We start from the raw sequence: 7594 nt of genomic DNA, 5'->3' as shown, positions 1-7594 counted from the left end.
TATTTGTTAAATTTCTGTAAAATTTAAGTAGATTAAAGCATGAATTTTATCATGTAGAGTACAATGGTAGTAACGACCTTCTTTCCTGAATGGGGTCAAAAAAACTAGTAGAGGAGTGGTTTTCTCTTGAAACCTACAACTACTCGTATGCTAACACGCATTAAATCAATTTATATGTACATCAATGAAAACGGAACGGTAACGACGAAAGACCTTGTAGATGAGTTCGGGATCACACCGCGAACGATACAACGTGATCTAAATGTGTTGCAGTTTAATGAACTCGTGTATAGCCCTTGCCGCGGTAAGTGGACAACAACAGGAAAGAAAGTGAGAATGACCTCATAATGAAAAATAATTGTATGTAAATAAATACATACCCCTTTCTAATAATTAGAAAGGGGTCTTTTCTGCGCCTATAAAGGTACTACTTTTCAGTATCTACTTGATATGTTTTTAACATTTCTACTTCTTCATCTGTTAGCTCTCGGTATTGTCCAAGTTCTAGTTCTTCATCTAATACTAACGGACCCATCTCTGTTCTCTTTAGGTAGACTACTTTTTTCCCTACCGCTTCAAACATACGCTTCACTTGATGGAATTTCCCTTCCGTAATCACAAGCTCAATTTCAGAAATATCATCGCTTTTCAATATTGTAAGTGCACCTGGCTTTGTTTCATAGCCATCATCTAAAATAACACCTTTAGCAAACTCTTTTACATCCTCTTCTGTTACTACTCCTGCAACGTGTGCATAATATTTTTTCGGCACATGCTTTTTCGGAGATAATAATTGATGTGATAACTTCCCATCATTTGTTATCAATAAGAAACCTTCCGTATCGATATCAAGTCGTCCAACTGGGAACGGATCAAAGATTGCATCTTCTAATTCTAATAAATCTATTACTGTTTCATGATTATCATCTTCCGTCGCTGAAATAACACCTTGTGGTTTATGCATCATTAAGTAAACAAATTCTTTGTATTCCACAACTTCACCGTGAATCATAACTTCTTGCTCTTCTACATTTACATGAACTTTCGCATCTTTTACTGGCGTTCCATCAATTTTCACAACGCCGTCTTTCAATAATTTCTTTACTTCTTTTCTACTTCCATATCCCATATTTGCTAATAATTTATCTAATCTCACGTTTTTCACCTTCTTTATTTATCATAGAAAAGGGGACGTAATTACGCCCCTCTTGATTTCAACTTTATTTTAAATCTACTACCAAGTTTACGTTGAATTTTATCTAATGCTTCTCCGCCAAATACTCTTTCAAGTACTCCTGTGCGAATTGCTAACAATCCGTAAACAAGACCGCCAATACCTGCACAAATCGCAACTGTTATAAGAGCACCAATACGGCCATCAGGCGAAATCATGAAGGATAGAATCCATTGTGATAGTTTTACAGCAACGACCATTATAAGTGTCAGTACTGCAATTTGGAATGTTCTTTTATATACAACACCGAATGAATAGTGTGCGTATTTTTTAATTTGTTGATTTGTGTACCAAACAGAAGCTAAGAAACCAACTGCTGTCGCTAGAATTGCTCCTACTGTACCGAAATAACGAATAAAGATTACGTTACATACAAATTTCAAAATAACGCCCATTATAAGCGCAATAATCGCATGCTTCTGCTGGTTAATACCTTGCAGGATTGCCGCTGTTACTGTAAATAAAGCGAATAACAACGCAACTGGTGCATACCACATTAATACTTGTCCACCTAGTGGATCTGAATCGTAAAACGCAGTATAAATTGGATATGCCAGTGAAGAAATACCGACAACTGCTGGCAATGTTAAAAACATATTCGCCTGGAATGTTTGTGTAATTTGTAATTTCAAATAACGGTATTGTTTTTCAGTAAATGATTTTGTAATTGCTGGTACAAGCGTTAAACTAAACGCTGTTGCAAGTGATACAGGAATCATAATTAACTTATGCGTCCACATTGTGAAAATACCGAGAGCTCGCTCTGCGATATCACCTTGACCAATCGCCTGCATAATTGAGTTAAATGTCAATGTATCAATTTGTTGATATAAAGGAATTGTTAACCCAATTACAACGTAAGGAATCGCATATGCAAATAACTCTTTAAACAATTGAACGGTGCTTACTGTTGATTCTGGTACAGTTTGTTCAATTAGATATTGATCCAAATATTTTTTACGTTTTAACCAGTACCAAATTAACACACCGAGTGCTCCAACCGCTGAAACGAACGCAGCAAATGTCGCTACTCCAACTGCTGTTGCAACTGTACCGCCAAGTACTTTAATAACGATAAAACTACCTGCTAATAAAAAGACGATACGAATAATTTGTTCAATAATTTGTGAAACGGTAGTTGGTCCCATAGACTGGTGACCTTGGAAATAACCACGAATTAAACTCGCTGCTGGTACAACAATAAGTGCGAAACTTACAAGACGAATAATCGTCGTAACTTCCCCTACATTATTGTGTATACTTTGTTTACCAAGCATCGCTTCTGCAAACAATGGCGCCGTCATGTACAGTACTAGGAACGAAAGAACTCCTGTTACTATCATCATAACCATTCCCGAGCGGAACATTCTCCGGCTCGTTTTATAATCGCCAAGCGCATTATATTTGGAAACAAATTTTGAAACAGCAAGTGGCACACCTGCCGTTGCGATACTTAAAAAGATCGTATATGGAATGTATCCATATGTATAGAGCGTTCCGCCTTCTGTTCCTACTAATGCATGAAACGGAAAGACGTAAATCATGCCTAAGAACTTTACTAAAAATGTCCCTAGCGTAACAATAAGCGTTCCGCGCAGAAATTTCGAATCGGACATACAAAAATCCTCCTACATCTACATAAAGTGAAACTATAATTAGTTGGAGACTTCTCTCCTACTCCTTATTAGTTGAACCATTCGAGCATTTACAGGCTAACAGACTCCCTATTTACTTCTCCTAAATCTTGAGGTTTTAGTCTTATCGCCTACAAATGGCAGGATAGTGCTGAACTCTAACTTTTGTATTGTACCACAATTCTCTCATTAAGCAGTACTTCACTCTATTTTTCTTTTAAGGGAAAACATGCTATTCTTTTAGGCAGGAAATGTAGAAAATGAGGTCGATATATTATGCATTATGATGTTATTGTCATCGGCGGCGGTCCTTCTGGGCTAATGGCTGCAATTGGTGCTGCAGAAGAAGGCGCAAATGTCTTACTTCTTGATAAAGGAAATAAACTTGGGCGTAAACTTGCAATTTCTGGTGGCGGACGCTGTAACGTAACAAACCGTCTACCACTTGATGAAATTGTTAAACATATACCAGGAAACGGTCGCTTCTTATACAGCGCTTTTTCTATTTTTAATAATGAAGATATTATTACATTCTTCGAAAATCTTGGTGTTAAATTGAAAGAAGAAGACCACGGTCGCATGTTCCCTGTGTCAAACAAAGCACAATCTGTTGTAGACGCACTTTTAACACGATTAAAAGACTTAGGTGTAAAAATTCGTACAAATACGCCTGTTGAAACGATTGAATATGAAAATGGTCAAACGAAAGCAGTTATACTGCAAACAGGTGAAGTGTTAGAAACAAATCACGTCGTTATCGCTGTTGGCGGAAAATCAGTTCCTCAAACCGGATCTACTGGAGACGGATATGCTTGGGCTGAAAAAGCGGGTCATACAATTACAGAATTATTCCCAACAGAAGTACCTATCCTTTCAAACGAGCCTTTTATACGTGACCGCTCATTACAAGGTCTTGCTTTACGTGATATAAACTTAAGCGTATTAAACCCGAAAGGAAAAGCTATCATTTCTCACAAAATGGACATGCTCTTCACTCATTTTGGCCTATCTGGTCCTGCTGCTCTTCGCTGTAGTCAATTCGTCGTGAAAGCACTGAAAAAGTTTAAAACGAATACAATACAAATGAGTATTGATGCATTGCCAGAGGAAAATAGTGAGCAACTATTTCAGCGCATGCTGAAACAAATGAAAGAAGATCCGAAAAAAGGAATTAAAAACGTTTTAAAAGGTTATGTTCCTGAACGTTACTTCCTATTCTTATTAGAAAAAAATGAAATTGACGGCAGCGAACAAGCTGGACAAGTTTCTCACGAAAAGATTCGTGCACTTGTGAAAGACTTTAAAGAGTTTACTGTGAATGTAAATGGTACGCAGTCAATTGAAAAAGCATTCGTTACTGGCGGCGGTGTATCCGTGAAAGAAGTTAACCCGAAAGAAATGTCTTCTAAATTTACGAACGGCTTATATTTCTGCGGAGAAGTTCTTGATATTCATGGTTATACTGGTGGCTATAATATTACATCAGCCCTTGTTACTGGTAGAATTGCCGGAACGACAGCTGGAGAAAACGCGAAAATGCAGTATTAAAAAAAGAAACAGGGATTCCTGTTTCTTTTTTTATAGGTACATGAAATTATATGAGCGATTCCACAAATATATCAGCGATTCCGCAACTTATATCGGCGATTCCCCAAATTTATCAGCGATTCTGCAACTTATATCGGCGATTTCCCAAATTTATCGACTTACCGACAAGAAGCGACAAATATCTGCTCCATGTAACTTTCCATTGCTTTTTTGTTGCTTTATATACCTTAGTACCTTTATATTTTATATTGTTGAATATTTGAAAAAGGGTAAGGGGAAAACATATGAGAAAAAAAGTCATGATGTCTTTAATGCTAATGACGTTTCTTTCTGCGGTAGAAGGAACGATTGTTAGTACAGCAATTCCTCGTATAACGAGTGATTTATCAGGCGTCGAACTTGTTAGTTGGGTATATGCAATTTATATGCTTGCAACAGCTGTTTCGACTCCAATATACGGGAAGCTCGCTGATTTATTTGGTCGTAAAAAAGTTTTACTTATCGGAGCTACCATCTTTTTAGTCGGTTCTGCACTTTGCGGAGTCGTTACATCGATGGAACAATTAATTTTCTTCCGCGCTCTTCAAGGTATCGGTGCTGGTGCTGTTATGCCGATCACAATGACAATTATCGGAGACTTATATAGCGAAGCGAAAGACCGCGCGAAAGCACAAGGCTGGATGAGTGCCGTTTGGGGTGTATCCGGTGTTATCGGACCGTTAGTAGGTGGATTTTTAGTTGATTCCCTATCTTGGCGTTATATTTTCTTCTTAAACGTTCCATTCGGAATTATCGCTTGCTTAATGATTGCCATTTACTACAAAGAATCTATTAAGCCAGCTAAACATCATATCGATTATCTTGGTGCAACAGTCTTCTCATTGAGTACGATCGCTCTACTATACGCACTATTAACAGGTAGCAGTAAGCAAAACTGGGGAGACATGACAATTATCGGCCTATTAATCTTTGCCGCTATTTCATTTATTATTTTCTTATTCATCGAGAAAAAATCTCCAGAACCATTAATTCCGCTAGCACTTTTCTCTAACCGTACATTATCTACGATAAATATATTAACTCTTATTGCTGGCGCAATGATTATTAGTATTACAATGTACCTTCCAATTTGGAGCCAAGGTGTATTAGGGAAAAATGCTACAGAAGCTGGACTTATTTTAATGCCAATCCCTGTTATGTGGACATTTGGCGCTATTTTCTCTGGTAACTTAGTAGGCAAATTAAAAACGAAACAAATCATTTTACTTGGAGCTAGCATTTTATCAGTCGCTACGTTCTTATTATTTACACTATCAACAAATTCACCATCGTTCCTTATTTATGTAGCAGTCGGATTATTCGGCTTAGGAATGGGGCTTGTGACACCGATTTACATGGTAACAATTCAAGCAGCCGTACCAGCTCATACACGCGGAACAGCCGTTGGTTTAAACACATTTATTAATACATTCAGTCAAACGTTAGGTGCTGCAATCTTTGGAACAATCTTTAATACGATGATTCATGCACGCGGCATTAAAAACCTTGATCTTGTATCTGGTGGACACGGCGGGACTACAGCAAGTGTAGCCACTGAATCACAATCCGCATTAGCTGCAAGTGTACACGTTATTTATATGAGCACTTTCGTATTAGCAGTATGTACATTAATTATCGGTTGGCTTTTATTAAAGCCAGCTACACAAACAAGTGAGCAACAATAAAAAGGATGACCATTTTGGTCATCCTTTTTATTCTTCATTCTCCACAATATGTTTCAGCATGGATAATTTATTATCCCAAAAACGTTCATAATATGAGAGCCACTGTTGTAATTCTTCTAATGGTTCTGGATGCAAACGATATATCTTCTCTCTTCCGCTTTTTCTTCCACTTACTAAATTCGCTTCCGAAAGAATATGAAGGTGCTTTACAACCGCAGTACGACTCATCGGAAAATGATCCGTTATTTTGGAAATCGGTAACTCTTTGTCACTTAATAACCGTATTACTTCTCGGCGGGTTGGATCAGCAATTGCTTGAAATACATCATATTTCGCTGCTGACGAGGACACTTAGCCTTCGACAACCTTTTTCAGTTTTTCATTTACAATCGCTACCCAACCACCGCTCATTCTATCGCGAATAATAGAGCTCTTCGCATTTGCTTTCGGAAGAATTTCATCAGGATGTTTCCAGCCGCCGTGAATTAACGTAAATTCTGTTTTGTTATCTCCTAAGTCTTTCAAATCAAATGAAACAACCCAGCCATCTGTATCCCATGAGAAAGATAAATGGTTTGGCTCATCAATTTCTAACACTTTACATGGTGATGGCCCAAATGGTGATTGCACATGAAATTCATGTCCTACCTCTAATACAAAATCATTTGGCATAAACCATGACGCAATCCCTTCTGCAGTTGATACTACACTCCATACCTTTTGAATAGACGCGTTAAAAACGATTGTTTGTTTAATATCATTTAATGTATTTTGTTGTTCCATCTTCATTCTCCTTTACTCGGCGTTATAACATAACACCTTTTGGTTATACTTCGATAATATAACACCTTTTAGTTTCATGTCAACGCTAATTCTTTTACTGTTGAGAAATTCTCAACATTTTTTCAACAGGACAAACACCCTCTTAGCATTTCCTCATAATATACTCACAAAGGCAATACAAAATAAAAACTTCTCTCAACATGAAACTCCATCATTCATCTTGAGAGAAGCGCCTTACTTATATCATGCGTACTTCGTCTCTCCTCCTTCCCTCAAGGGACAATACGCGAGATATGACAAATCAGAAGGAATATGCCCACCATTTGAGTAGGTAGTTATTTCTCTTCTCCTCAACATTTCCTCAGGAGCGAAATGACTACCGACTCACTTTTTTCAAACAAAAATAAAAAGGGGATGAAAGCTATGTTCTATTGCATTAACTGCTCTGATATTCATCATGAAAAACATCCGAATGATAAAGTATTCAAAAACGGTTTTTATATTGATCCATTTTTAGGTGATCGTTATCACCTTGGTATGTGTAAAGATGCTCAAAATCATGAAACAGGGGAGCCTCTTTTAACGACAAAAAAATTAGGCACACCCCAATCTATTATGAACGTATTACCGACACATGTTGTCCCAACATAAAACATAAAAAAGAGCTGGGT

Annotated in this window: 8 protein-coding genes; 4 read left to right on the top strand and 4 right to left on the bottom strand. The window is 37.4% G+C overall.

Features of this window, described 5'->3' with window-relative positions:
• Positions 1-126 precede the first annotated feature (126 nt).
• On the top strand, positions 127-348 hold the full coding sequence (locus ACQGS6_RS19405) for a DeoR family transcriptional regulator (RefSeq protein WP_000805512.1): 222 nt from the start codon (positions 127-129) through the stop codon (positions 346-348).
• A 79-nt stretch (positions 349-427) separates the two neighbouring features.
• Here ACQGS6_RS19405 and ACQGS6_RS19400 read toward each other — a convergent pair whose 3' ends face one another.
• A complete protein-coding gene (locus tag ACQGS6_RS19400; protein ID WP_001234947.1) occupies positions 428-1156 on the bottom strand; it encodes a pseudouridine synthase in 729 nt (242 codons plus the stop codon).
• A 41-nt stretch (positions 1157-1197) separates the two neighbouring features.
• Positions 1198-2850 (bottom strand): putative polysaccharide biosynthesis protein, encoded by a 1653-nt coding sequence (locus tag ACQGS6_RS19395; protein ID WP_001284028.1) that lies wholly within the window; start codon positions 2848-2850, stop codon positions 1198-1200.
• Between the two features lie 294 nt (positions 2851-3144).
• Between ACQGS6_RS19395 and ACQGS6_RS19390 the strand changes: the two genes are divergently transcribed.
• Both ACQGS6_RS19390 and ACQGS6_RS19385 read left to right on the top strand, forming a co-directional pair.
• Positions 3145-4416: an NAD(P)/FAD-dependent oxidoreductase gene (locus ACQGS6_RS19390; protein WP_000558861.1), complete on the top strand. Its 1272-nt coding sequence runs from the start codon at positions 3145-3147 to the stop codon at positions 4414-4416.
• A 284-nt stretch (positions 4417-4700) separates the two neighbouring features.
• Positions 4701-6140, top strand: a complete 1440-nt coding sequence (locus ACQGS6_RS19385; protein ID WP_001228022.1) for an MDR family MFS transporter — start codon at positions 4701-4703, stop codon at positions 6138-6140.
• Between the two features lie 27 nt (positions 6141-6167).
• Here ACQGS6_RS19385 and ACQGS6_RS19380 read toward each other — a convergent pair whose 3' ends face one another.
• Together ACQGS6_RS19380 and ACQGS6_RS19375 are read right to left on the bottom strand one after the other, a co-directional pair.
• A complete protein-coding gene (locus ACQGS6_RS19380) occupies positions 6168-6491 on the bottom strand; it encodes an ArsR/SmtB family transcription factor (protein WP_000098837.1) in 324 nt (107 codons plus the stop codon).
• Positions 6492-6923 carry an SRPBCC family protein gene (locus ACQGS6_RS19375; protein ID WP_000437765.1) on the bottom strand — a complete coding sequence of 144 codons (432 nt, stop codon included), beginning with the start codon at positions 6921-6923 and terminating at the stop codon, positions 6492-6494.
• A gap of 423 nt (positions 6924-7346) precedes the next feature.
• Between ACQGS6_RS19375 and ACQGS6_RS19370 the strand changes: the two genes are divergently transcribed.
• Complete coding sequence (locus ACQGS6_RS19370; protein ID WP_000498988.1) at positions 7347-7574, top strand: DUF3973 domain-containing protein; 228 nt, start codon at positions 7347-7349, stop codon at positions 7572-7574.
• Positions 7575-7594 lie beyond the last annotated feature (20 nt).

The sequence above is a fragment of the Bacillus sp. GMs2/2 genome, from assembly GCF_050172095.1.
Taxonomy (GTDB): Bacteria; Bacillota; Bacilli; order Bacillales; family Bacillaceae_G; genus Bacillus_A; species Bacillus_A cereus.
The sequence above is the reverse complement of the archived record's forward strand: the minus strand, read 5'-3'. Positions and strand labels throughout refer to the sequence as shown.

Bases quoted from the DNA above. Each gene is read 5' to 3' on its own strand.
- ACQGS6_RS19395 (WP_001284028.1), bottom strand. From the start codon at position 2,850: ATGTCCGATTCGAAATTTCTGCGCGGAACGCTTATTGTTACGCTAGGG.
- ACQGS6_RS19390 (WP_000558861.1), top strand. From the start codon at position 3,145: ATGCATTATGATGTTATTGTCATCGGCGGCGGTCCTTCTGGGCTAATG.
- ACQGS6_RS19385 (WP_001228022.1), top strand. From the start codon at position 4,701: ATGAGAAAAAAAGTCATGATGTCTTTAATGCTAATGACGTTTCTTTCT.
- ACQGS6_RS19375 (WP_000437765.1), bottom strand. From the start codon at position 6,923: ATGGAACAACAAAATACATTAAATGATATTAAACAAACAATCGTTTTT.
- ACQGS6_RS19370 (WP_000498988.1), top strand. From the start codon at position 7,347: ATGTTCTATTGCATTAACTGCTCTGATATTCATCATGAAAAACATCCG.